General features: G+C 70.9%; 20 protein-coding genes. 10 read left to right on the forward strand and 10 right to left on the reverse strand.

Translation table 11 applies throughout. From position 1 onward, the window contains the following. Positions 1–206: 206 nt before the first annotated feature. Entirely contained in the window at positions 207–629 is a 423-nt protein-coding gene (locus tag ACGFK0_RS16350) for an aldo/keto reductase (protein WP_392905975.1), read from the reverse strand. Further along, positions 626–1,942, reverse strand: a complete 1,317-nt coding sequence (locus tag ACGFK0_RS16355) for an ABC1 kinase family protein (protein WP_392905472.1) — start codon at positions 1,940–1,942, stop codon at positions 626–628. Before ACGFK0_RS16355 ends, ACGFK0_RS16350 begins: the two co-directional genes overlap by 4 nt. A 132-nt stretch (positions 1,943–2,074) precedes the next feature. Between ACGFK0_RS16355 and ACGFK0_RS16360 the strand changes: the two genes are divergently transcribed. The 3 genes from ACGFK0_RS16360 to ACGFK0_RS16370 all read left to right on the forward strand — a co-directional run bounded on the left by ACGFK0_RS16360 (position 2,075) and on the right by ACGFK0_RS16370 (position 4,952). Further along, on the forward strand, positions 2,075–3,238 hold the full coding sequence (locus ACGFK0_RS16360) for a sensor histidine kinase (RefSeq protein ID WP_392905475.1): 1,164 nt from the start codon (positions 2,075–2,077) through the stop codon (positions 3,236–3,238). Further along, positions 3,235–3,888, forward strand: a complete 654-nt coding sequence (locus tag ACGFK0_RS16365; protein WP_392905478.1) for a response regulator transcription factor — start codon at positions 3,235–3,237, stop codon at positions 3,886–3,888. The genes ACGFK0_RS16360 and ACGFK0_RS16365 overlap by 4 nt, the downstream gene beginning before the upstream one ends. Before the next feature lie 326 nt (positions 3,889–4,214). After that, positions 4,215–4,952 carry a DUF2382 domain-containing protein gene (locus tag ACGFK0_RS16370; protein ID WP_392905480.1) on the forward strand — a complete coding sequence of 246 codons (738 nt, stop codon included), beginning with the start codon at positions 4,215–4,217 and terminating at the stop codon, positions 4,950–4,952. Positions 4,953–5,125: 173 nt separating this feature from the next. Here the strand turns inward: ACGFK0_RS16370 and ACGFK0_RS16375 are convergent, their stop codons facing one another. After that, complete coding sequence (locus tag ACGFK0_RS16375) at positions 5,126–5,578, reverse strand: VOC family protein (protein ID WP_392905483.1); 453 nt, start codon at positions 5,576–5,578, stop codon at positions 5,126–5,128. A gap of 21 nt (positions 5,579–5,599) precedes the next feature. On the opposite strand from ACGFK0_RS16375, the gene ACGFK0_RS16380 reads away from it, so the two are divergent. The 3 genes from ACGFK0_RS16380 to ACGFK0_RS16390 all read left to right on the forward strand — a co-directional run bounded on the left by ACGFK0_RS16380 (position 5,600) and on the right by ACGFK0_RS16390 (position 9,416). Continuing rightward, a complete protein-coding gene (locus ACGFK0_RS16380) occupies positions 5,600–6,244 on the forward strand; it encodes a CGNR zinc finger domain-containing protein (RefSeq protein WP_392905486.1) in 645 nt (214 codons plus the stop codon). Positions 6,245–6,364: 120 nt separating this feature from the next. Beyond that, a complete protein-coding gene (locus ACGFK0_RS16385) occupies positions 6,365–7,765 on the forward strand; it encodes a pyridoxal phosphate-dependent decarboxylase family protein (RefSeq protein WP_392905488.1) in 1,401 nt (466 codons plus the stop codon). Between the two features lie 19 nt (positions 7,766–7,784). Continuing rightward, positions 7,785–9,416 (forward strand): FGGY-family carbohydrate kinase, encoded by a 1,632-nt coding sequence (locus ACGFK0_RS16390; protein ID WP_392905490.1) that lies wholly within the window; start codon positions 7,785–7,787, stop codon positions 9,414–9,416. Here the strand turns inward: ACGFK0_RS16390 and ACGFK0_RS16395 are convergent. Further along, a complete protein-coding gene (locus ACGFK0_RS16395) occupies positions 9,385–10,935 on the reverse strand; it encodes an acetolactate synthase large subunit (protein ID WP_392905493.1) in 1,551 nt (516 codons plus the stop codon). The genes ACGFK0_RS16390 and ACGFK0_RS16395 overlap by 32 nt on opposite strands. A 16-nt stretch (positions 10,936–10,951) precedes the next feature. After that, entirely contained in the window at positions 10,952–12,325 is a 1,374-nt protein-coding gene (locus tag ACGFK0_RS16400) for an FAD-binding oxidoreductase (RefSeq protein ID WP_392905495.1), read from the reverse strand. 198 nt (positions 12,326–12,523) lie between these two features. Here ACGFK0_RS16400 and ACGFK0_RS16405 point away from each other — a divergent pair, with 198 nt between their 5' ends. From ACGFK0_RS16405 to ACGFK0_RS16420, 4 genes are all read left to right on the forward strand, one after another. Further along, complete coding sequence (locus tag ACGFK0_RS16405) at positions 12,524–12,958, forward strand: SRPBCC domain-containing protein (RefSeq protein WP_392905497.1); 435 nt, start codon at positions 12,524–12,526, stop codon at positions 12,956–12,958. Beyond that, positions 12,945–13,298, forward strand: a complete 354-nt coding sequence (locus tag ACGFK0_RS16410; protein WP_392905500.1) for an ArsR/SmtB family transcription factor — start codon at positions 12,945–12,947, stop codon at positions 13,296–13,298. The genes ACGFK0_RS16405 and ACGFK0_RS16410 overlap by 14 nt, the downstream gene beginning before the upstream one ends. 3 nt (positions 13,299–13,301) lie before the next feature. Beyond that, the gene (locus ACGFK0_RS16415; RefSeq protein WP_392905502.1) at positions 13,302–13,523 is read left to right on the forward strand and encodes a hypothetical protein; all 222 of its coding nucleotides are present in this window, start codon (positions 13,302–13,304) and stop codon (positions 13,521–13,523) included. A 251-nt stretch (positions 13,524–13,774) separates the two neighbouring features. Continuing rightward, the gene (locus ACGFK0_RS16420; protein WP_392905505.1) at positions 13,775–14,347 is read left to right on the forward strand and encodes a hypothetical protein; all 573 of its coding nucleotides are present in this window, start codon (positions 13,775–13,777) and stop codon (positions 14,345–14,347) included. A gap of 83 nt (positions 14,348–14,430) precedes the next feature. On the opposite strand, the gene ACGFK0_RS16425 is transcribed toward ACGFK0_RS16420, so the two are convergent. The 5 genes from ACGFK0_RS16425 to ACGFK0_RS16445 form a co-directional block, all read right to left on the reverse strand. Further along, complete coding sequence (locus ACGFK0_RS16425; protein ID WP_392905507.1) at positions 14,431–14,658, reverse strand: hypothetical protein; 228 nt, start codon at positions 14,656–14,658, stop codon at positions 14,431–14,433. 243 nt (positions 14,659–14,901) lie between these two features. Continuing rightward, positions 14,902–18,774 carry a DNA-directed RNA polymerase subunit beta' gene (locus tag ACGFK0_RS16430; RefSeq protein ID WP_392905510.1) on the reverse strand — a complete coding sequence of 1,291 codons (3,873 nt, stop codon included), beginning with the start codon at positions 18,772–18,774 and terminating at the stop codon, positions 14,902–14,904. A gap of 20 nt (positions 18,775–18,794) precedes the next feature. Continuing rightward, on the reverse strand, positions 18,795–22,262 hold the full coding sequence (gene rpoB / locus ACGFK0_RS16435) for a DNA-directed RNA polymerase subunit beta (protein ID WP_392905513.1): 3,468 nt from the start codon (positions 22,260–22,262) through the stop codon (positions 18,795–18,797). Between the two features lie 539 nt (positions 22,263–22,801). Continuing rightward, positions 22,802–23,773 carry a hypothetical protein gene (locus ACGFK0_RS16440; protein ID WP_392905515.1) on the reverse strand — a complete coding sequence of 324 codons (972 nt, stop codon included), beginning with the start codon at positions 23,771–23,773 and terminating at the stop codon, positions 22,802–22,804. Continuing rightward, a complete protein-coding gene (locus ACGFK0_RS16445) occupies positions 23,770–24,258 on the reverse strand; it encodes a hypothetical protein (protein ID WP_392905517.1) in 489 nt (162 codons plus the stop codon). Before ACGFK0_RS16445 ends, ACGFK0_RS16440 begins: the two co-directional genes overlap by 4 nt. Between the last annotated feature and the right edge of the window lie 13 nt (positions 24,259–24,271).

Raw genomic sequence — 24,271 nt, forward strand, 5'->3', positions numbered from 1 at the left:
CCCAGCTCCCGGAAGTTCAGAAGCGCGCGGCGCATAACGCGGCCTCCGACCCTTGTCACCCATGTCCCCACGTAGCCGTCTCGTCATGCGTGGGCGTTCTCGTCCCCAGCCTGCCCCGATCGCCGGTGGTATCGCAAATCATCACTCTTCATAGACGCCGGGCACCCCCGGAACGTTCAGGTCCGGGGCCGCCGGCTTCTGGTCCGTCAGGAATGCCCGGCGACCGGGTGCGGGCGGTACGGCGCCTCCAGTCGCGCGACTTCCCGCTCGTCCAGTTTCAGTGCCTCCGACGCGACGGCGTCCTCCACATGAGTGAGTTTCGTCGCGCCGACGATCGGTGCCGTCACCCCGGGCCGGCCGAGCAGCCACGCGAGCGCCACCTGCGCCGGCGGGACGCCCCGCTCCTTCGCGACATCGCGGACGGCATCGACGACGTCGAAACCGGCCTCCGTCTTCCAGGTCGCGGTCGGGGCGGGGATCGTGGCGGGCAGCGGCAGCCGGGCCGCCTGATCGCACGCCGCTGAGCGGGCGGCGGCAGGGGCCCGTCCGGATGGGACGAGCCCCTGGGCGTCATCCTCCCCCGGCCATGCGGCGACACAACCACCCCAAAGGTCAAGGAAACCCGCTATATGCCCAGGTCATGGCGCCGGTGCCGGGGTCGGTCCGCGAGCCAGTGCAGGGCCTCGCGCTGGAACGGGACCTCCGCGCCGAGCTGGCAGAGAACGCCGATGCCCACGCCGAGGGCGCGTTGGGCATGGACGTAGCCCGGTGGGAAGGCCAGGCCGAGGCCGACCGGCATCGAGGCCGTCATCCCTTCGAGGGTGTCGCGGAGGAAGGCGCCGTCGAAGCGGAAGGTCTCGGTCCGGACGGCCGCTCCCGTCCGTTCGAAGAGCGCCCTGAGCCGGGCGCCGTCCGCCCGCACCCCGGGCCGCAGGAAGCCCAGGTCGCGGAGGACGTCGACAAGTTCCTCCGGGTCTTCGGCGAGGTGGACGCGCATCCATTTGTGGAGCGGGCTCGGGGTGCCGGGCTCGTGGCGGTACACCGCGCCGAAGTCCAGGACGCCGAGGCGGCCGTCGTCGAACAGCCGGAAGTTTCCGGGATGCGGGTCACCGTGCATCATCCCGGTCCTGGGGATGCCGGAGAACATGAGCCTGGTCAGGAGGAGCCCGGCGCGGTCCCGCCGCTCCTGGTTCCCGGTGGCGATGATCTGCGCCAGCGGGGTGCCCCCGATCCATTCCGAGACGAGGACCCGGCCGTCCTGAAGGAGCACCTCGGGGACGGCGAAGTCGGGATCGTCGAGGTAACCCGCTCTGAACGCCTCCTGCGCCGCGGCCTCCCGTGCGTAGTCGAGTTCCGCGGCCAGGCCGTCCATCAGTTCGGCGGCCAGCGCGCGGCCGTCCAGTTCGGGGGCGATGAAGGAGGTGAACCAGCGCATCGCGAACACGGTCAGGTCGCGGTCGTCCAGCAACTGCTCCCTGGCGTCGGGGTGCTGCACCTTGACCGCCACGGGACGGCCGTCCGACCAGACGGCGCGGTGGACCTGGCCCAGTGAGGCGACCGCGGCGGGCTCCGGGTCGATGGCGGCGAAGAGGTCCGGCCAGCCGGGGCCGAGGTCGTCCGCCAGCACCTGCCGTACCCGGGCGGCGTGCTCGGGCCGGGCCGCCTCCTGCAGCCGGGCCAGCCGCTCCCGGTAGACCGCGGAGATCGCCGGCGGCAGCGCCGTCTCGTACACCGACAGGACCTGGCCGAACTTCATCAGCCCGCCCTTGAGCCCGCCCAGGACGTCGAAGAGCTGGTCGGCGGTGCGCTCGTGCAGTTCCAGCGACGCCTCGTCGGTCAGCCGGCCGAGCGCCTTGAGCCCGCCGGCGACGGCCGTCCGCCGGCCGATTCCCAGCGGGAGCGCCGACAGCCTCGCCATCCGGGACAACGCCTGAATTCGCATGGCGCCAGCATCCGCGGCGCCCCGGCCCGGCCGCTTCGCCCCGCGGTCCCCGGCTCGCCCCGACCGTGGGGGGAGCGGCAGTGCGACCACGGTCCGATGACCGCGCCGCCCGGGGAAATCTAGGATCTGCGCATGCGCTGGACCACCCCGCCCTGGCCGTTGCTGAGGCTGCTCGCCTGGGTGGGAACGTGCTGGGCGCTGCTCGCGGTGCTGCTGGCCCCGTCCCCGCCCGTCCGGACCGTCCTGGTCACCGGGTACGCCGCGCTGTGGGCGTGGCAGTCGATACGGCCGTGGAAGCCGCCCGTCAGGGCGGTGCCGGTGCTGGCGCCGCTGCTCCTCCTGATCATCGCGCTGGCACCCCCGGCGGGCCGGGGCGGCGGGTTCCGGCCGTTCCCGTTCGCCGAGGGCACCTACTCCGACGGCGCGCTGGCGATCGCCGGCGCGCCCATCTGGATCCATCTCGTCGTGCTCGCCCGGGGACGCGACCTGGCCTGGTCGGTGCCGCTGACGCTCGCGCTCGCCCCCGTCCGGCAGCTGCTGGCCGGCGGGCTGCCGCTCTGGCCGGCGTGGCTCATGTGGGGGGCCGGTTTCCTGGTGCTCGGCTCGGCGTTCCGCGTCCACGGAAAGCTGTACGAGGCGCGGCTGCGGCTCGCCCGGGAGGCCGTGGCCGAGGAGCGCCGGAAGATCGCACGCGAGGTCCACGACCTGGTCGGGCACGGGCTGGGCGTGGTGATGCTGAACATCACCGCGGCGAGGCTCGCCACCGCCCGGGGCGACACCGGGGCGGCGGGCGAGGCGCTGGCGGAGGCCGAGCGGGCCGGGCGGCAGAGCGTCCGCGACGTCCACCGCGGCCTGGTCCTGCTGCGCGACCCGTCCGCCGCCGGACCGTCCGTCACCCTCGCCCCGCCCACCGCGGAGGACACCGGCGCCCTGGTCGCCGAGTTGCGGGACGGAGGGTTCGCGGTCACGCTCAGCACCCGGGGCGACCTGGGCACCGTCGACCCGGCGGTCGGGCTCACCATCTTCCGGGTGGTCCAGGAGGCCCTGTCCAACACCGCCAGGCACGCGCCCGGCGCGGCGGCCGAGGTCACCGTGGCGGTCGGGGACGGCACCGCCGAGGTGACCGTGACCGATCCCGGACCGGCCGGCCCGCGCGGCCGGTCCGCGGCGGGCGGGCTCGGACTCGTCGGGATGCGCGAACGCGTCACCGCGCTCGGGGGCGACCTGCGCGCCGGACCCGACGGTCCCGGCTGGACGGTCCACGCGACCATCCCCCTCACCGGGACGGCCTCGTGATCAGGCTGCTGCTCGTCGACGACCAGCAACTCGTCCGCGCCGGGCTGGCGCGCATCTTCGACGGCGAACCGGACGTGGAGATCGTCGGCGAGTGCGCGGACGGCGACGAAGTGACCGGGGCGGCGGCCCGCTGCGCCCCGGACGTGGTGCTGATGGACGTCCGGATGAAACGGCTGGACGGCGCCGCGGCGACCAGGCTGCTGCGGTCCCGCCCCGGCGCACCGCCCGTGCTCGTCCTCACCATGTTCGACGACCCCGAGGTCGTCGCCGCCGCGCTCGCGGCCGGCGCCGCCGGTTTCGTGCTGAAGGACGCGCCCGGCGAGGAGATCATCCAGGCGGCCCGCGCCGTCGCCGCCGGGAAGGGCTGGCTCGACCCCGCCATCACCCCGCAGGTCCTGCGCGCCTACCGGACCGGGCTCCGTCCCCGCCCGGCGTCGTCCGGCGATCTCTCGCTGCGGGAACGCCAGGTGCTGTCGCTCATCGGCACGGGCGCCACCAACCCCGAGATCGCGGCCCGGCTCCACATAGCGGAGGGCACGGTCAAGACCCACGTCGGCAGCATCTTCACCAAGCTCGGCCTCCGCGACCGCGCCGCCGCGGTCATCTACGCCCTCCGGCACGGCCTCGCCGGCGACGAGCCCGACGCGTAGCCGCCGGGCGTCCCGGCCAAGGCGGTGGCGGTCCGGTGCCGGGGATCGCGGCGGCGCGGTCGTGGGGCCGAACTCCGCGGCGAGGACGTCCAGGCGGGAACCGTCGCCCGCGCCGGGTGCGCCGGTCCGACCACGCGCCCCGAGGCCGGCGAGCCGACCGCGCAACACCGACAAAGCGCTGCATTGTTCCCGACAGGCCAGAAAATGTGTGCAAATCAGCCTTTAATGGAATTTACCCTGGAAGAGGCATCCTTTCGCTTTTCAGTGGTAGGGCTTCAAGAGTCAAAGAAAGGATGCACATGCTTACCAAGGAACAAATTCCTCAGGTGTTGGACCACCCGCTCTACGACGAGGGCGGCAGCAAGGTCGGCGACGTCAAGCACGTCTTCCTCGACGACCGGACCGGGCGTCCCGAGTGGCTGGGCATCCAGATCGGACTGCTGGGCAACAAGGAGACCTTCGTCCCGACCAGCGGAGCCGAGTGGGTTTCCGACCATGTCGAGGCGGGGTACGAGAAGGAATTCATCAAGCAGGCACCCCACGTGGACGTCGAGGCCGGGCACATATCGGCGGACGAGGAGGAGCGGCTGTACCGCTACTACGGCATTGAGCCGGGCGGAACGCGCGCCCCCGCACAGCCCGGGGAGGCGGCGCCGGAGCGGGCACGCGAGCCCGACGACGCGATGACCCGCTCTGAGGAGCAGCTCCACGTCCACAAGGAGACCCGGGAGAGCGGCCGGGCCAGACTGCGCAAGTACGTGGTCACCGAAGAGCAGCAGATGACCGTTCCGGTCAGCCACGAAGAGGTCCGGGTCGAGCGCGAGCCGATCACCGATGAGAACCGGGACGCGGCGATGCGCGGATCGGAGATCACCGAGGCCGAGCACGAGGTCACCCTGCACGAGGAGCGGCCGGTGGTGTCCAAGGAGACCACCCCGGTGGAGCGCGTGCGGGCCAGTAAGGAGACCGTCACCGAAGAGGAGACCGTCGGCGGCGAGATCCGCAAGGAGCGCATCGAGATGGAAGAGGAGGACGCAAGACGGCGAGGCCGCAGCGAGCGGTGACCCGTCTCCCGCCCCGGGCCGACCGGCGGCCTGGGGCGTCCCCACGCCCTGCCCCCGCCACTCCGCGCTACCGCATCAGGCCGGAGCCATCCCGCGGCGAGTACTGGCACACCAAGACCGTCAGGGGCGACGTCTACGCGGTCGGCAAGAGCGCGGCGAATCACTAGCCCGGCCTACGCGGCGCAGAACTCGTTGCCTTCGGGGTCCTGCATGACCCACCAGTGCCCGGCGGGTCCCCGGTCGAACTCGCGGACGCGGGTCGCTCCCAGCCCTTCCAGCCGGGCGACCAGCTCGTCGAGGCCGCCGGGCTCGCTGTGGACGTCGATGTGCAGGCGGTTCTTGCCGGACTTGCCCTCGGGCACGTCCTGGAAGAGCAGCCGCCGTCCGCGGCCGACGCCGCTGACCTCGTCGAACGGGTCCTCGGGGTGGCGGATCGCGGCATAGCCGCGGAAGGTCTTGCGTCCGCGATGTTCGTGTACCGCCTCCTCGCCGATGCGGCCGGCGGCCAGCACCTGCTCGACGAGCGCGCTGGGATCCTCCACCTCGTAGCCCAGGGCCGCTGCCCAGAAGTCCGCGAGCGCGGATGCGTCCGTACTGTCGATGACCAGCTTCCAACCCAATGCCATGTAACCAGTTATATTAGTTACATGGCCTCCTCTGCAACCACGGGACTGACGCTGCGCTCCCGTACCGGCGCCACCTACCGGTTCGACCCCGGCGCGCTGTGCCTGGAGCTGCTGACCACCGGCGGCCCCGGCCCCTACCGCAGGTACGAGGTCCTGTTCGAGCCCGCCGACCTGGCCGCCTGGGCAGAGCGGTCACGGCTGACCCCGACACCCGCACTGCAGGTCTCGAAAGCCGAGGTGACCAACGCGCGGAACCTGCGCGACGCGCTGTTCCAGGTGGTCATCGCCCACCTGCACAGCGACCCGTACCCGCCCGACGACCTGGGGACCCTCAATAAGGCCGCCGCCCGTCCGGCGCTGGCACCCGCCATCACGCCGGACGGGGAGCGGCAGTGGGCCGGAACCCCCAAGGGCACACACCTGCTGGCCACCGTCGCGCGGGACGCCATCGACCTGCTGACCGGCCCGTTCGCCCACCGCATCCGCACCTGCGCCGGCGACAACTGCCAGCTCGTCTACGTCGACACCTCACGCCCCGGCCGCCGCCGCTGGTGCTCGATGGAGCACTGCGGCAACCTCCACAAGGTGAGAGCCTCACGCGCCCGCCAGTCCGAGCCGGACCATGGATCGAGCAAGGCCTGCCCCTCATCCGATGACGGGAGTTGATCATGGCGACCGCCGAACGGACGGGACGAAAGTCCCTGTTCCCCGGGGGGGACGTCGGCTCAGGATCGTTGGTAGGCGTGCCCGCGAGGAGGTCGCCGCGCAGGTCTGGAAGGCGGACACATGACGGACTACCCCTACGCCGGCCGGTTCCGGAGCTACGAGAGGCTGCCCGAGGAGGGGCGGCCCCGGGCGGAGATCCTCGCCGAAGTCCGCGAGATGGCGGCTCAGGAGGACGCCTTCTGGGAGACGGGCAAGGCGTCCGGGACGGTGTACTGCGGGGACCACGAGCACTACGACTTCATGACGGAGACGTACGGCCTGTTCGGTCACGCCAATGTGCTCCAGCGCGACATGTTCCCCAGTGCGACGAAGTTCGAGGGCGAGATCCTCGCCATGACCCTCGACCTCATGCACGGCGGCGCGGTCACCGGGACCGACCCGGGCGGCCTGGTGACGACCGGCGGCACCGGGAGCATCCTGCACGCGATGCTGGCCTACCGGGACGCGGCCGCCCGGCACCGCGGCATCGCCCGGCCCAACATCGTCAAACCGGAGACCGCGCACCCCGCGTTCGACAAGGCCGGCCACCTGTTCGGCATCGAAGTGCGGGAGGCGCCGGCCGACCCCCGCACGACCCTGGTGGACGTCACCGCGGCGGCCGGGCTCATCGACGCGAACACGGTCGCGGTGATCGGCTCGGCGGGCAACTACGGGTACGGCACGATCGATCCCATCGCGGACCTGTCGGAGCTGGCGCTCATCCGCGGCGTCGGCCTGCACGTCGACGCCTGCCTGGGCGGGTTCGTCCTCCCCTTCGGTGAGGAGCTCGGCCTGGACATCCCGCCGTTCGACTTCCGGCTGCCGGGCGTGACCAGCATCTCCGCCGACACCCACAAGTACGGGTACGGCCTCAAGGGCACGTCCACGCTGCTGTTCCGCGACAGCGCGCTGCGCAACGAGCTGTACTTCTTCCACACCGGGTGGAGCGGCGGCAAGTACCTGTCGCCGGGCATCGAGGGCTCCCGGTCGGGCGGGCTGCTGGCCGCCACCTGGGCCGGGATGGTGCGGCTCGGACGCGCAGGCTACCGGCGGTACGCCGAGCAGATCTTCGGCACCGCGCGCCAGATGCTGGAGGCCGTCCGGTCGCACCCCGAGCTGCGCGTCATGGGAGAGCCGACGTTCCTGTTCAGTTTCACGTCGGACGTGTTCGACATCTACCACGTGTACGACTTCATGTCCGGACGCGGCTGGCGGTTCAACGGCCAGCAGTATCCCGATGCGATCCACATGGCCGTCACCAGACCGCAGACCCGGCCCGGCGTCGCGGACGCCTTCGCGGCCGACCTCGCCGACGCCGTACGGTATGCCGCCGAACGGCACGAGGCGGGCGAGTCTCCCCTCTCGGGCGCGGTGTACGGGGGTGTGCCGGGCGGGCTCACCGAGGAGGCGGACGACTTCATCCGGCAGATCATGACCGGCATCCTCGACACCCAGCAGTCGCTGCCTCCGGCCGCGCGCTGACCGGGCGGAGGAACCGACCATGCCCGCACGCGCGCCCGCCCCCGGGGACCGCTACATCCTCGCCGTCGACCTCGGCTCGACCGGGGTGAAGATCGGCCTCGTCTCGCTCACCGGGGAGATCGCCCTGTGCGAACTCGGCGTGGTCACCACCCGCCGGTCCGGTGACGGCGCCTCCACCCAGGACGCCGGGCAGTGGTGGGAACTCATCACCGCCGCCGCGCGGCGGGTGATGGCCGCCGGAGTGATCCGCCCCGAGCAGCTCGTCGCGGCCTCGTGCACCGGCCAGTGGGCCAGCACGGTGCCGGTGGACGAGTCGGGCCGTCCCGTCGGCGACTGCATGCTGCACGACGACACGCGCGGCGCGCCGTACTCCCGGGCCCTCATCGGCGGACCGGTCGCCGGGTACGCCCCGCGCAACATCCTCGCCTGGGTGCGCCGGACGGGTGGGGCGCCGTCGCCGTCGGGCGCCGACCCGATCGGGCACCTGCTGTTCCTGCGCCACGAGATGCCCGCCGTGTACGCCGCGGCGCGCTGGTTCATGGAACCGGTCGACTATCTGACGATGCGGATGACCGGGGTCGCCGCCGCCACCCACGCCTCGATGACGGCGGCCTGGCTGACCGACAACCGGCGGCCCGGGACGCTGCGGTACGACGCCGGCCTGGCCCGCAGGGCGGGGATCGACACCGGCCGGCTCCCGCCGCTGCGGCCCGTCGGCTCGGTGGTGGGCGTGATCCCCGAGCGGGTGGCCGGGGAGCTGGGGGTGCCCGCCGGGCTGCCGGTGGTCACGGGCCTGCCCGACCTGCATGCGTCGGTCCGCGGCGCCGGGACGATGGACGACTTCCAGGCCCACCTCGCGATCAGCACGACGTCCTGGATCGGGCTGTCGGTGCCGTTCAAGAAGACCGACGTCCTGCGGTCCATCGCCAGCGTGCCGGGGCTGGGGGACGGTTCCTACGTCGTCGCCAACAACCATGAGACCGGCGGCCGGTGCCTGCAATGGCTGCACGAGACGATCGTGGGCGCCGCCACCACCACCGCATCCGACTACGAACGGCTCGTGCGCCGGGCCGAAACCGTGCCGGTGGGCAGTCACGGCGTCATCTTCACCCCCTGGCTGGACGGCGAGCGGTCCCCGGTGGACGACCGCGACGCCCGCGCCGGCTTCCACAACCTGTCGCTGACCACGACGCAGGACGACCTCGTCCGCGCGGTCCTGGAGGGCGTCGCCTACAACAACCGCTGGCTGCACGAGGCGGTCGAGCGGTTCGCGGGACGCCCCCTCGACCCGATCAGGCTGATCGGCGGCGGTGCCCGGTCCGACCTGTGGTGCCAGATCCACGCCGATGTGCTCGGCCGCACCGTCGAGCGGGTCGCCGACCCGATGAACGCCGGCCTGCGCGGCCAGGCCGTCTTCGCGGGGCTGTCGCTCGGCGCCGTCCGCCGCGAGGACGTCCGGATCGGGGTCGACCGCGTCTTCACCCCCGACCCCGCCGCCGGGGCGGAGTACGAACGGCTCTACCGCGAGTTCCCCGGCCTGTACCGGAGCCAGCGCGGCATGTTCCGCCGGCTCGGGCGCGGCGCCCGCCGCACGGCCGCCGCGCCCCGCCCGCGGCGGCTCATCCCAGCGGCGGCACGACGGCCTCGATGAGGTGCGGGCCCGGTTCGGTGACCGCCCGGCCGAACTGGACCGCGAACTCCTCCACCGTGCGGGCCCGGGTCGCCGGAACCCCCATGCCGGACGCCAGCGCGACGAAGTCCAGGGCCGGCCGCGACAGGTCGACCATGTCCCGCGCCACGCTCCCCGCGGCGGGCGGTTCCGCCGTCGCCCCGACCCGTGTCATCTCCATCGACAGGATCGCGTAGGAACCGTTGGCGAACACGACGGTGGTGACGTCGAGCCCCTCCCTGGCCTGCGTCCACAGCGCCGACGGCATGTACATCGCGCTGCCGTCCGACTCCAGGCAGACGACCGGCCGGGACGGGCACGCGATCGCGGCGCCGACCGCGACGGGCATTCCCTGGCCGATCGCGCCACCGGTCAGGGTCAGCCAGTCGTGCGGCGGCGCGCCCGCGGTGGCGTCCGCCAGCCACAGCCCCGACGTGTTCGACTCGTCCGAGACGATCGCCCCCTCGGGCAGCAGCGCCCCGACGACGGCGGCGGCCGTCTCCGCCGTGAGCGTCCCGGACGGCATGTCCGGCCGCGCCGCGGGCCGCGGGGTCGGTTCGACGTCCGCGGCGACCGCGTCGGCGAGCCGGGTGAGCGCCGCGGCCGCGTCGCCGCCGAGGTCATGCACCCGGCACCCGTCCGGGACGAGGTCGCCGGTGCGGCCCGGGTAGGCGAAGAACGTCGCGGGCCGCCGCGCACCGGCCAGGATGATGTGCCGGGCGCCCTCCAGCTGCGCCGCCGCCATGTCGCCCAGGTAGAGCAGCCGCCCCATCGCCGGGAGCCCGGCGCCGCGCTCCAGGCGGGCCGGGAACGTCTCGCACAGCGCCCGCGACCCGGTCGCCGTGGCGATGCGGTCGGCCGCCTCCAGCCCGGCGCGGCGGGTCGCGTCGCCGCCGATCAGCAGGACGCACGGTTCACCGCCGGTCAGCGCGGCGGCCGCCGCCTCCAGCACATCGTCGCCCGCCGGTTCGGGCGCGGGAAGGGGCGGCGGCGCCGCGACCCGCCCGCCCTCCGACCAGGCGACGTCCGCGGGGACGATGAGCGTCGCGACGCCCCCGGCCAGTGCGGCCCCGACCGCCTCCGCCGCGGCGGAACCGGCGTCCGCCGCGTCCGCGGGCCGGCCCACCCAGCGCGACACCGACCCGGCGACGGCCGCGATGTCGGACTGCAGCGGCGCGTCGAACCGCTGATGGCCGGTGGCATGGTCACCGACGACGGCCACGACCGGTGTCCGTGCCCGCCGCGCGTTGTGCAGGTTGGCCAGCCCGTTCCCGAGTCCCGGGCCGAGGTGCAGCAGGACGGCGGCGGGCCGCGGCGCCATCCGCCCGTACCCGTCGGCGGCACCCGTCGCGACGCCCTCGAACAGGCACAGCACGCCCCGGGCACGCGGTTCGCCGTCCAGCGCCGCCACGAGATGCAGCTCCGACGTGCCCGGATTCGCGAACCACACGTCGACGCCCGCGTCCGACAGGGTGTGCGCCATCGCCTGCGCGCCGTTCATAAGTGTCTCCCCATGCTCAGCCGAACAGGACGCCCCGGTTGAGTATCCCGTCCGGATCGAAGGCCTTCTTGATCCGCCGCATCAGCTCCACCTTCGCCGGATCCTCCAGGGCGAGGAAATAGGGGACCTTCTCCCGTCCGATGCCGTGCTCCCCGCTGATGGTGCCGCCCGCCTCGACGGTCTTGGCGAATATGCCGCTCATCACGGCGGTCAGCACCTCGGGGTCGGGCTGGAACAGTGAAAGGTGCACATTGCCGTCACCCGCGTGACCGCAGCCGCTGATGAGCGTCCCATGCCGGTCGCCGATCTCGTGGACGGCGGCGAAGAATCCGGCCAGGACGGCGCGCGGCACGACCGCGTCCACGATCGCGTCGGCCCCGGCGGCGCGGGCGGCCCAGAACGCGTTCTCCCGCGCCGTGACGAACCGCCGGAGAGCGTCGCCGGCGAGCACGTACCCGTCGGCGGCGCCGAGGTCCGCGAGCCGTTCCCCGAGCGCCTGGACGTCCTCGTCCAGCCGATCGGCCGAATGGTTCTCCAGGACCACGAGCAGATAGGCCTGCGCGGTGTCCCGGACATGCTCCGGAACCCCGAGATCCAGCCCGGCGTTCGCGGTGATCGCCGCCATGGCGAGCATGTCGACGTACTCCAGGACGAGCGGGTCCAGCCCCCCGCCGGTCAGCCGCGGGACGGCCGCGGTGACCGCCGCCGTGCCGGGGAACGGCGCCAGCACCCCGGCCCGGTTCGCGAGCCGGGGCCGCAGCCGCAGCGTCGCCTCGGTGACCAGGGCGAGCGTGCCCTCCGATCCCACGATCAGCTGGGTCAGGTCGTAGCCGGTGGACGTCTTCACGTACCGGCCGCCGCTGCGGATCACCTCGCCGCCCGCGAGCACCGCCTCCAGGCCGAGGACGTGGTGGCGGGTCACGCCGTTCTTGACCGCGTGCATGCCGCCCGCGTTCGTGGCGATCGTGCCGCCGACGGCGGCGCCGTCCTCGCCGGGGAACACCGGATACACCAGCCCCGCGTCGGCGGTCGCGCGGTCGAGTTCCGCGAGCGTGACGCCCGGCTGCACCACCGCCACCTGATCGTCCGCGTCGATCTCCAGGATCCGGTTCATCCGCTCGAAGGACACCACCAGGCCGCCCGGACACGGCACCGCCGCGCCGGACAGGCCGGTCCCCGATCCCCGGGCCGTCACCGGGACCCCGAGCCCGCCGGCGACCCGCAGCACCGCGGCGACCTGCGCGGTGTCCGCCGGGCGCACCACCGTGAACGGCCCTTCCACCGCGACGCCCAGCGACTCGTCCCGGCCATAGTGCGGGGGGACGGCGTCGCCCGACAGCACATGCTCGGGGCCGACGACATCCGCCAGCGCCGTGCGGACGTCCGCCATGTTCCCTCCCACCGGCATCCGCGGCCTGAATCGGCGATTCCACCGCATCTCCGTCCGGCAAGTCTGACCTCCCCCTCCCGCCCTGGGCAGGGACCATCGGGCGCCTCGACGAGGCCGAAGGTCCCACGGCCAAAGTTGCGCAATCCAATGGTTGCGATATATGTTGCAACCAGTTGATTGCGTCACTTGGAGGTCATGGTGCCCGTACCGGATCGGATCGAGCGCGTGCTCGACCTTCACCACCCTCCCGAGAAGGTGTGGGCGGCTCTGACCACGCCCGAAGGTCTGGGTGGCTGGTTCGGGTCCAGTGCCGAGGTCGACGACTTGCGCCCCGGCGGCCAGGCCCGCGTGCGGTGGGGGCAGGACGAGGAGAACATCCTGTGCATCCAGGTCGTGGAGCCGCCCCGCCGGTTCGCCTACACATGGGCGATCGAGGGATTGCCTCCGAGCGATCCCCGCCGGACCCACGTGGAGTTCACGCTGGAGCCGACGCCCGCCGGCACCCGGCTCACGGTCGTGGAGACCGGCTTCGCCCAGCTGCCGGATGACCTCACCGCCGCCTACGAGGGCAACGTCACGGGATGGCGGACGAAGCTGCCCGAACTGGCCGAGTACCTCGATGCCGCGGCCTGATCATCCCGATGCCGAGCCGATCGCACAGGCGGTCTTCACCGCGCTGGCGGACCCGACCCGGCGCGGCATTCTCGCCGACCTCGCCGCGCACGGACCCGCGACGGCGACGGATCTGGCCGGCCGGCTGCCCATCTCGCGGCAGGCCATCGCCAAACACCTCCGTCTGCTGACCGACGCCGGACTCGTCCGGGCCGAGGCCGGGGAGCGGCGCCGGATCCGCTACCGCCTGCAGACCGGGCCGGTGGCAGTGGCCCAGTCGTTCCTGGCCGCGCTCACGCGTGACTGGGACGGCCACCTGGACCGCCTGCGCGACCACCTCGATCAGACCCAGGAGAGATGAACCATGAACCTGACCCTGTGGTTCGACCGGGTCGACAACTACGCACACCCTGACCTTTGGCTGGAACTGTTCACCGACGACGTCGACCGTGCCGCCGCGCACCTGGCCGCGCATGGCATCGGCGTCCAGGACGAACTGGAGCCGCTCCCCTCCGGGATGAACGCCCACTGGATCAGCAACCCCGTCGGAGTCCCGCACATCGTCCGCCTCCCCGACGACGGCTGAACCGTCAGGCACCGTCTTCGAGGTGCCGGACGGCTTCGGATCGGACGGTGCCGGGGTCGGCGCCGAGTTCGCGGAGCAGCCGTGCGGCGGGCCCTTCGGCTCTTCCAGCAGGGCGGCGAGCAGACGGATGAAGCCCAGGCAGACGAGGCATCACGCCATCTCGCATCGCTATCGCGCCTGGTATCGGAGGAAGTGGTCGGACGAGGCGTCCACGGACACGGCCCGGCCGAGCCTCCGTTACGGTGCGCTGTGTGCAGCCAAGGACCTGGGTGACCCTCGCCGCCGTCGCGGCGCTCGCCGTCGGCGTCGCGGCCTGGCGGCAATCGTGGCGGGTGTGGCCGCCCGCGCCACACGTCGACCGGCACCTCACCGGCGACGTCCTGCCGGTGATCGACCGGTACCTGGAGAGCGGCCGCGCGGTGGTGTGGCCGAGTTCTCTGCCCGCCCGGCTGAGCCCGCGCTGGTTCTGCGCGGAGGACCCGATCGAGACCGAGCGGCGCGGCCCCCAGGTGCGTGTGTCACTTGAGGTCATGTGCAACGACTACGCCCGGGAGGGCGGCGATCTGGTAACCCACACCGGGACCCGCACCCCGCTGCTGGTGACGCTGGACCATCGCGGTGACGTACCGGTCGTCCAGGACGTCGCGGAGCCGGTCGACGGCGCGGGATTCCGTCCGTCCCTGGAGCGCATGTTCTCCGCACGCGGGGTCGCCGAATTCGACCGGCGCCACCGTCGGGGCAACGGCGTTGACGCCCCAGACGCCGAGGCAGCGCGCGCATTCGGGCTTCCTCCCGGCACCCAGGCCCGCCCCCACCGCGGTTAGCCAATCCCGCGGTTCAGGCTTGGTGCGCCGGGACGCGGGCTACCGCTTGACCTGGGACAGCAGTGCCGCGAAGACACGCCGGGTCAGGCGAAGGCGCGGCACTCCACCTTGGCGCGGCGTTCGGTCATGCCCTGCTGGGTCGCCGTGGTCACGCACGCCTTCTGCTTCTCGGTGAGCTGGGGCTGGCCGCACTCGGTGACGCTGGAGTAGGTGCGGCAATCCTGCCGTGCGGGCGCGTTGGACGCCTCGGCGGCGACGGCGCCGCCCGTACCGGTGATCCCGACGACCGCGGCGATCAAGGCGCCGGTCATGACCCTCTTCATATGCTTTCTCCCCCGTCATGCGCATCAGCCAACGGCTGTCATCGTCCCCGGGGCATCCAGTGGCAAAACACCTCAAAGGGTCAAGAAAGCGACTATATGCCCAGGTCAACGCTTCGGCCGGCCCGCCGCGCCGACGGGCGACGGAGTTCGTCCAGGAGCCTGGGGCTCCGTCAATGCGGAAGGCCGCCGCCCGCGTGCTGCGGACGGCGGCCCTCACGGGTCGTGCGGGTGTTACCGGTTGTACTGGCCGAAGTCGTACTCCTCCAGCGGCACGGCCTCGCCGGACCCCTGGCCGAAGGCGTACTCGGCGCCGTCGTCGTAGGAGCCGACGGAGTACACCGCCGCCTTGGCCTCCTCGGTGGGCTCGACCCGGACGTTGCGGTACTGCGGCATGCCGGTACCGGCCGGGATGAGCTTGCCGATGATGACGTTCTCCTTGAGGCCCAGCAGCGGGTCGCTCTTGGCGTGCATCGCCGCCTCGGTGAGCACCCGGGTCGTCTCCTGGAAGGACGCCGCCGACAGCCACGACTCGGTCGCGAGCGAGGCCTTGGTGATGCCCATCAGGACAGGACGGCCGGCGGCGGGAACCCCGCCCTCGGCCACGACGGACCGGTTGCGCCCCTCGAAGATCGGCCGCTCGATCAGGTCACCGGGCAGCAGGTCGGTGTCGCCCGACTCGAGGATGTTCACCCGCTTCAGCATCTGGCGGACGATGATCTCGATGTGCTTGTCGTGGATCGACACGCCCTGCGACCGGTAGACCTCCTGGACCTCCTGGACCAGGTGGAGCTGCACGGCGCGGGGACCGAGGATGCGCAGCACCTCGTGCGGGTTGATGGCGCCCGCGATGAGCTGCTGGCCGACGCCCACGGCCTCGCCCTCCTTGACCAGGAGGCGGGACCGCATCGGCACCGGGTAGGCGATCTCGTCGGAGCCGTCGTCCGGGACGACGACGACCTTGCGGGCCTTCTCCGTCTCGTCGATCTTGACGCGCCCGGCGACCTCGCTGATCGGGGCCACACCCTTGGGGATGCGGGCCTCGAACAGCTCCTGGACACGCGGCAGACCGTGCGTGATGTCGCCGCCCGCCACACCACCGGTGTGGAAGGTCCGCATGGTGAGCTGCGTTCCGGGCTCGCCGATGGACTGTGCGGCGATGATGCCGACGGCCTCACCGACGTCGACCCGCTTGCCGGTGGCCAGCGAACGGCCGTAGCAGGCGGCGCAGACGCCGATCTTGGCCTCGCAGACCAGGGCGCTGCGGGTACGGACCTTGTCCACGCCCGCCTCGACCAGGCGCGACACGACCGCGTCGGACAGGTCGGTGTCGGCCGGGAAGATGACCGTCCCGTCGACGACGACGTCCTCGGCGATCGTGCGGCCGACCAGGCTCGTCTCCGAGGTGGCCAGCTTGACCAGGGTGCCGTCGGACAGCTTGTCGGCGACCTCGAAGGGGATCGTGCGGTCGGTGCCGCAGTCCTCCTCGCGGACGATGACGTCCTGCGCGACGTCCACCAGGCGCCGGGTCAGGTAACCCGAGTCGGCGGTGCGCAGCGCGGTGTCGGCCAGGCCCTTGCGGGCGCCGTGCGTCGAGATGAAGTACTCGACGACCGACAGGCCCTCGCGGAACGACGACTTGATCGGACGCGGGATGGTCTCGCCCTTGGGGTTGGAGACCAGGCCGCGCATGCCGGCGATCTGGCGGAGCTGCAGCGGGTTGCCGCGGGCACCCGACTGGATCATCATCCAGATCGGGTTGTCCTTCGGGAACGACGCCTCCATGTCCACCGCGACGTCCGCGGTGGCCTTGTTCCAGATCTCGATGAGCTCCTGCTTGCGCTCATCGTCGGTGATCAGGCCGCGGTTGAACTCCCGCTGCACCTTCTCGGCACGCTGCTCGTAACCGCCCAGGATCTCCTGCTTGTTCGGCGGCGCGAGCACGTCGTCGATCGCGATCGTGACACCGGACCTGGTCGCCCAGTGGAACCCGGTGCTCTTCAGCGCGTCGAGGGCGTTGGCGACGGCGACCTTCGGGTAGGTCTCCGCCAGCTCGTTCACGATCGCCGACAGCTGCTTCTTGCTGATCTCGTCGTCGACGAACGGGAAGTCGTCCGGCAGCGTCTCGTTGAACAGCGCGCGGCCGAGCGTGGTCTCCAGCCGGTACGGCTGGCCCGGCTCGTAGCCCTCCGGCGCGATCCACTCGCGCGGCGGCGGGACGTCCTTCAGCCGCAGGTGGATCTTCGCCTGCAGGTCCAGCTCGCCCCGGTCGTAGGCCATGATCGCCTCGGCGACCGACCCGAACGCGCGCCCCTCGCCGGCGGACCCGTCCTTCTGCGTCGTCAGCCAGTACAGGCCGATGACCATGTCCTGGGTGGGCATGGTGACGGGCTTGCCGTCCGACGGCTTCAGGATGTTGTTGGTCGACAGCATCAGGATGCGCGCCTCGGCCTGGGCCTCGGCCGACAGCGGCAGGTGCACGGCCATCTGGTCGCCGTCGAAGTCCGCGTTGAACGCGGTGCAGACGAGCGGGTGGATCTGGATGGCCTTGCCCTCGACCAGCTGCGGCTCGAACGCCTGGATGCCGAGGCGGTGCAGGGTCGGCGCCCGGTTCAGCAGCACCGGGTGCTCGGTGATGACCTCTTCCAGCACGTCCCACACGACCGGGCGGGCCCGCTCGACCATCCGCTTGGCGGACTTGATGTTCTGTGCGTGGTTGAGGTCGACGAGCCGCTTCATGACGAACGGCTTGAACAGCTCCAGCGCCATCTGCTTGGGCAGGCCGCACTGGTGCAGCTTCAGCTGCGGGCCGACGACGATGACCGAACGGCCGGAGTAGTCGACGCGCTTGCCCAGCAGGTTCTGCCGGAACCGGCCCTGCTTGCCCTTGAGCATGTCCGACAGCGACTTCAGCGGACGGTTGCCCGGCCCGGTGACCGGGCGGCCGCGGCGGCCGTTGTCGAACAGCGCGTCGACGGCCTCCTGCAGCATCCGCTTCTCGTTGTTGACGATGATCTCGGGCGCGCCCAGGTCGAGCAGGCGCTTGAGCCGGTTGTTCCGGTTGATGACACGGCGGTACAGGTCGTTCAGGTCGGACGTCGCGAAACGGCCGCCGTCCAGCTGCACCATCGGACGCAGGTCCGGCGGGATCACCGGGATGCAGTCCAGCACCATGCCGAGCGGGCTGTTGCGGGTGTTGAGGAACGCGGAGACGACCTTCAGCCGCTTGAGGGCGCGGGCCTTCTTCTGGCCCTTGCCGGTGCGGATGATGTCGCGCAGCTTCTCGGCCTCGGCGTCGAGGTCGAAGTTCTGCAGCCGGGCCTGGATGGCCGCGGCCCCCATGCCGCCCTCGAAGTACTTGCCGAACCGGTCGCGCATCTCGCGGTAGAGCAGCTCGTCGCCCTCCAGGTCCTGGACCTTGAGGTTCTTGAAGCGGCTCCAGACCTCGTCGAGGCGGTCGATCTCGCGCTGCGCGCGGTCGCGCAGCTGCTTCATCTCCCGCTCGGCGCCGTCGCGCACCTTGCGCTTCTGGTCGGCCTTCGCGCCGGCCTCCTCCAGCTCCGCCAGGTCGCCCTCCAGCTTCTGCTGGCGGGCCTCGACCTGCGCGTCGCGGGCCTGCTCGATCTGCTGGCGCTCCACGGAGATGTGGGCCTCCAGCGTCGGCAGGTCGCGGTCGCGCCGCTCGGCGTCCACGCTGGTGATCATGTAGGCCGCGAAGTAGATGATCTTTTCGAGATCCTTCGGGGCCAGATCCAGCAGGTAGCCGAGACGGGACGGGACGCCCTTGAAGTACCAGATGTGCGTGACCGGAGCGGCCAGCTCGATGTGGCCCATCCGCTCACGGCGCACCTTGGCGCGGGTCACCTCGACGCCGCAGCGCTCGCAGATGATGCCCTTGAACCGGACGCGCTTGTACTTACCGCAGTAGCACTCCCAGTCCCGGGTCGGGCCGAAGATCTTCTCGCAGAAGAGCCCGTCCTTCTCCGGCTTGAGGGTCCGGTAGTTGATCGTCTCCGGCTTCTTCACCTCGCCGTGCGACCACTGGCGGATGTCGTCAGCGGTCGCCAGGCCGATGCGTAGCTCGTCGAAGAAGTTGACGTCAAGCAACAGATTTCCCCTTGAGTTGATCAGACCTCTTCGACACTGCTCGGCTCACGCCGGGACAGGTCGATGCCGAGCTCCTCCGCCGCACGGAAGACGTCCTCGTCGGTGTCGCGCATCTCGATGGACATGCCGTCGCTGGAGAGCACCTCGACGTTGAGGCACAGCGACTGCATCTCCTTGATGAGCACCTTGAAGGACTCGGGAATGCCGGGCTCGGGGATGTTCTCGCCCTTGACGATGGCCTCGTACACCTTCACGCGGCCGAGGACGTCGTCGGACTTGATGGTCAGCAGCTCCTGCAGGGCGTAGGCGGCGCCGTACGCCTCCAGCGCCCAGACCTCCATCTCACCGAAGCGCTGGCCGCCGAACTGGGCCTTACCGCCGAGCGGCTGCTGGGTGATCATGGAGTACGGGCCGGTCGACCGCGCGTGGATCTTGTCGTCGACCAGGTGGAGCAGCTTGAGGATGTAGATGTAACCGACCGAGATCGGGTCCTTGTAGGGCTCGCCGGTACGGCCGTCGAACAGCCGCGCCTTCCCGCCCGGCTCGACCATGCGGTCGCCGTCGCGGTTGGGCAGCGTGCTCGCGATCAGGCCGGTGACGTCGTCCTCGCGGGCACCGTCGAAAACCGGCGTGGCGGTCTTCGTCCACGGCTCGGCCTCGTCGGCGCCGATCGCCTTGAGCGCCTTCTGCCAGTCCTCGGAGTCGCCCTCGATCTTCCAGCCGCGGGACGCGACCCAGCCGAGGTGGGTCTCCAGGACCTGGCCCACGTTCATGCGCCCGGGGACGCCCAGCGGGTTCAGGACGATGTCGACCGGGGTGCCGTCCTCCATGAACGGCATGTCCTCGACCGGCAGCACCTTGGAGATGACGCCCTTGTTGCCGTGCCGGCCGGCGAGCTTGTCGCCGTCGGTGATCTTGCGCTTCTGCGCGACGTACACCCGGACCAGCTCGTTCACGCCGGGCGGGAGCTCGTCGCCCTCGTCGCGGGAGAACACCCGGACGCCGATGACCTTGCCCTGCTCGCCGTGCGGCACCTTCAGCGAGGTGTCGCGGACCTCACGGGCCTTCTCACCGAAGATCGCCCGCAGCAGCCGCTCCTCCGGGGTCAGCTCGGTCTCGCCCTTGGGCGTGACCTTGCCGACCAGGATGTCGCCGGGGACGACGTCGGCGCCGATGCGGATGATGCCGCGCTCGTCGAGGTCGGCCAGGACCTCCTCGGAGACGTTCGGGATGTCCCGGGTGATCTCCTCGGGGCCCAGCTTGGTGTCGCGGGCGTCGACCTCGTGCTCCTCGATGTGGATCGAGGAGAGGACGTCGTCCTGCACCAGGCGCTGGCTGAGGATGATGGCGTCCTCGTAGTTGTGGCCCTCCCACGGCATGAACGCCACGAGGAGGTTCTTGCCGAGCGCCATCTCGCCGTCGTCGGTGCACGGACCGTCGGCGACGACCTGGCCGAGCTCGACCCGCTGGCCCTCCTCGACGATCGGCTTCTGGTTGAAGCAGGTGCCCTGGTTGGACCGCTTGAACTTGGCGACGCGGTAGGTCGTCCGCGTGCCGTCGTCGTTCATGACGGTCACGTAGTCGGCGGAGACCTCCTCGACGACACCGGCCTTCTCGGCCGTGATGACGTCGCCGGCGTCGGTCGCGGCACGGTACTCCATGCCGGTGCCGACCAGCGGCGCCTCGCTGCGCAGCAGCGGGACGGACTGGCGCTGCATGTTGGAGCCCATGAGCGCGCGGTTGGCGTCGTCGTGCTCCAGGAACGGGATCATCGCGGTGGCGACCGAGGTCATCTGCCGCGCCGAGACGTCCATGTACTGGACCTCGCGGGCGGGGACGAGTTCGACCTCGGCGCCCTTGAGGCGGACCAGGACGCGGTCGTCGACGAAGGTGCCGTCGTCGTTGATCAGCGAGTTGGCCTGCGCGACGACGAAGCGGTCCTCCTCGTCGGCGGTCAGGTAGTCGATCTGCTCGGTGACGATGCCGTCGGTGACCCGCCGGTAGGGCGTCTCGACGAACCCGAACGGGTTCACCCGGCCGAACGCGGCGAGCGAGCCGATCAGCCCGATGTTCGGGCCTTCCGGCGTCTCGATCGGGCACATGCGGCCGTAGTGGGACGGGTGGACGTCGCGGACCTCCATGCCCGCCCGCTCACGCGACAGACCACCGGGGCCCAGCGCGGACAGCCGCCGCTTGTGCGTCAGCCCGGCCAGCGGGTTGGTCTGGTCCATGAACTGCGACAGCTGGCTGGTGCCGAAGAACTCCTTGATGGAGGCGACGACCGGCCGGATGTTGATCAGGGTCTGCGGCGTGATCGCCTCGACGTCCTGGGTGGTCATCCGCTCGCGGACGACGCGCTCCATCCGGGCCAGGCCCAGGCGGACCTGGTTCTGGATCAGCTCGCCCACGGTGCGCAGGCGCCGGTTGCCGAAGTGGTCGATGTCATCGACCTCGATCGGCACCGCGACGGCGCTGAGGGTCGCCTCCTCCTCGCCGGCGTGCAGCCGGACGAGGTACTCGATCGTGGAGACGATGTCGTCCTCGGTGAGCGTGCCCTGGTTCATGTCCAGGTCGAGGCCGAGCTTCTTGTTGATCTTGTAGCGCCCGACCTTGGCGACGTCGTAGCGCTTCGGGTTGAAGTACAGGTTCTCCAGCAGCGTCTGCGCGGACTCGCGCGTCGGCGGCTCACCCGGGCGCAGCTTGCGGTAGATGTCGAGCAGTGCGTCGTCCTGGCCGGAGGTGTGGTCCTTCTCCAGGGTGACGTTGATCGACTCGTAGGAGCCGAAGCGCTCACGGATGCGCGCCTCGTCCCAGCCGAGCGCCTTCAGCAGCACGGTGACCGGCTGCTTGCGCTTGCGGTCGATGCGCACGCCGACGTTGTCGCGCTTGTCGATCTCGAACTCGAGCCAGGCGCCACGGCTCGGGATGACCCGGCAGCCGTAGATGTCCTTGTCGGACGCCTTGTCGAGTGCCCGGTCGAAGTACACGCCGGGCGAGCGGACCAACTGGGAGACGACGACCCGCTCTGTGCCGTTGATGATGAAGGTGCCCTTCGGGGTCATGAGCGGGAAGTCGCCCATGAACACCGTCTGGCTCTTGATCTCACCGGTGGTGTTGTTGATGAACTCCGCCGTGACGAACATGGGGGCGGAGTAGGTCATGTCCTTGTCCTTGCACTCCTCGACGGAGTACTTGGGCGGCTCGAACCGGTGGTCGCGGAACGACAGGGACATGGTCCCGGAGAAGTCTTCGATCGGACTGATCTCTTCGAAGATCTCCTCCAGCCCCGACTGGGTCGGGACACTCTTACTTCCGGCCTTCTGGGCCGCCTCGACCCGGGCCTTCCACCTCTCGTTGCCCAGCAGCCAGTCAAAGGAGTTGGTCTGCAGAGCAAGGAGGTCCGGGACTTCGAGCGGCTCCTTGATGCGCGCGAAGGAGACGCGGTTCGGACCGGTTGCGGTATTCGAGGCGTTGCGCGAGGCTGCCAAGAGGTGGTCCTTCCGAGGGCTCGCGGCGTAACTGACGACACGCACGCCAGACGATCCACGTCTGAGACCTGCACAAAGGGGTCCAAAAGGGACCACGGCAGGGGTGCTCTCACACGCGGATAGTCAGAGGGCAGCGCAAAGGGGCAGTGTAGCCGACTGGTACACCGCTCGCAACTCTAGCGCCGCAGTATGCATCACGTTGCCATGGAGCATCGCCCCTCAGCGCCTCTCAGTCAAGAGCGGAGTTGGACTTTTCGGGCCCTGACCTGCAGTGAGGAAGGCCATAGTTTAGTGAGGGGGCGGCCCCCCCAAAAAACCCGTTGCGACGCGGGCGATCCTCACGCCGCCGTTGCGGTCGTCGTGCCCGTTGTGTTCGGTGCTGCGCCGCTGCGGTCGCCTGCGTCGACGGGCATGCGCCCTCCGCTCGCTGCGCTCGCTCCACGCGCCTGCCGTGCTCCGCCGGCCCAGGTCCGGTCCAAGACGGGTCTTGTGCCTGGTCCGGGCGGCGGATCAGCGGGGGGTCAGCGGATCACGGGGGATCAGGAGATGACGGTGAGTTCGGACGCCAGCCATTTGCCGTCGTCCTCGACCATCGTCATCTTGATGCGCAGCGGTTCGGGGAGCCGCTGCTCCTTGTCGTCCTTGGTGACCGACGAGCGGTTGGCGTAGACGAGCGTCACGACCTTGTCGGGCGTCGCGCTCACGACGCCGACCTTCATCACGGTCGTGGTGGAGATGGCCTGCTGCTGGACGGCGATGGTCTTGAGCTGCTGGGCGAGCTTCTCGTACTGGGTGTGCAGCTTGCCCGTCGTCGTGGCGGACGCGGCCTTCAGGTCGGAGTCGAGCGTCTGGTAGTCGTACGACGACAGCTTCTGGGCCGCGCGGGAGGAGGCCATCGACGCCTCCTTGGCCGCCGCCGCGGTCGCCTTCTGCTCGCCGACCTTCATGGCGAGCATCGTCGTGCCGGCACCGAGCGCGACCGTCAGGACGGCCAGGACGGCGATGACCGTCGAAAGCCCGCCCGCGCGGATGCGGCGGCGCGGCTCGTCGTCGTCCTCGTCGTCCTCGACTTCATCGACTTCATCGACTTCGCCCTCGTCGACGTCGTCGGATTCCTCGCCGGAATCGTCGGAGTCCGGCTCGGCGGTCTCGGTGTCCTCTATGGGCTCCGCGACGGCGGAGGTGGCCTCTGAAGCGCCTGAGTCGTCCTCTGACGCTTCATCATCGGTGGACGCACCTTCGGAGGCCTTCCGGCCACGCCGGGGCTTCTCCAGCGACTTGACGTCTTCGCCGGAGTCCTCTTCGGTCTGCTCGGCCTCGTCCGCGGCGATCTGCGCGAGCCGCGCGGCCTCCTCCTTGGCCTTGGCGGCGGCCTCCTCCGCCAGCCGGGCGGCCTCGGCGGCCTCCTCGGCGGCCTTGTCCGCCTTCGTCGCGGGCTTCTTCTTGCCCGCCGGCTTCTTGCCGGCGTCCTTGTCCTTCGGGGAGCGCTTGCCCCGGCCGAGCATCGTCACGGGACAACCTCCAGTCCGGACACGAGCCAGCGGTCGTCGACCCGCGTGAGGTCCATCTGGTACCGGTACGCCTGAGGCGTGCCGTTCTTGACCTTGTCGTTGGTGACGGTCCCGGTCAGGGAGACCATCACCTCGGCCGAGTCGTCGTCGATGGAGACCAGCGCGGCCTCGACGTCACTGACCGTCGATTTCGCCTTGGCCTTGGTGACCTGGTCCATGAAGGCCTTCGACTGGGACGCCAGCTTGTTCTTCAGATCACCGGTGGTGCCGGCCACGATGCGGTCCAGATCGCGCTGGGCGGTGTCGACGTTCAGCGACATCAGGTTGACGCCCATCTGCCGCGCCGACTGGATCGCCTTCGCCTTCTGGTCGGCCTCGTCCTTGTTCTGGAGAGTGATCACGCCGAGCCAGCCGGCCGCGACGGCCAGGCCGGCCACGACGACGCTCAGCACGATGGCGCTCACCAGAGACAGCCGCCGCCTCATCGGGTCCGCCCTC

It is taken from the genome of Spirillospora sp. NPDC048823 (genome assembly GCF_043198445.1).
Lineage (GTDB): Bacteria > Actinomycetota > Actinomycetes > Streptosporangiales > Streptosporangiaceae > Spirillospora.